This is a genomic window from Corynebacterium sp. HMSC061H03, from assembly GCF_001838215.1.
Taxonomy (GTDB): domain Bacteria; phylum Actinomycetota; class Actinomycetes; order Mycobacteriales; family Mycobacteriaceae; genus Corynebacterium; species Corynebacterium jeikeium_D.
This window is the reverse complement of record NZ_KV836070.1, coordinates 1-680: the sequence shown is the minus strand read 5'-3', so window position 1 is coordinate 680 and position 680 is coordinate 1. Positions and strand designations below refer to the sequence as shown.

General features: G+C 53.2%; 1 protein-coding gene. It reads left to right on the top strand.

The features are described 5' to 3' along the window. Positions 1–39: 39 nt before the first annotated feature. On the top strand, positions 40–680 hold a 641-nt coding region (locus HMPREF2787_RS05815), incomplete at its 3' end, for a hypothetical protein (RefSeq protein ID WP_141763272.1).

Below are 680 nucleotides of genomic sequence, written 5' to 3'. Positions count from 1 at the left end.
GGAATGCCTGTGGTCTGGGAGCCAACGTCTGTAGGTCACGTGGTGATTTCGGGTATTACTCGTACGGGCAAAAGTAAGGGTAGCCAAAGTCTTGTTGTTGGTACGTGTTTGCCTTGGGTTCAGTTTGTGGGTATCGACCCGTCTGCCGGTCTACTCAAGCCGCTGAAATTTTTCTCGCAGCGTCCCCAGGATTTCGTGCTCGGGTCTGACCCTGACTGGATAGACGCGGCTGTCACGCTTTTGGAGCGTTGTGTGGAGGTCATGCGGTCTCGTATCGCGTCGCTCGGCTGGGCTGAAAAAATCAGCGACTTTTCCACCGAAACCCCCGTTATCGTGGTGATTTTGGAAGAATATGCCAATTTTCTGACGGCTCTAGAGGGGCATGGAAAAGACGGTAAGAAACTGAAAGCTCGCGTTGTCTCGCTCGTCGGCACTCTGCTGCGTGAGGGTGCGAAAGTTGGCGTTGAGTGTTTCACGATCCTGCAGCGCGCTGAAGCTTCCGTGCTCCATGACCGTTCCCAGTATTCTTTGCGGATTTCGTACCGTCAGGACAATCTCGATTCAATAAAAATGATGTTTGACCAGCCGGAACAGTCCGATGTTGCTCGGATTGTGTCGTTGTCTCCGGGGCGTGGTGTGCTCTCCGACAACGGTCAATCATTGTGTTGGTTCCAAACCCC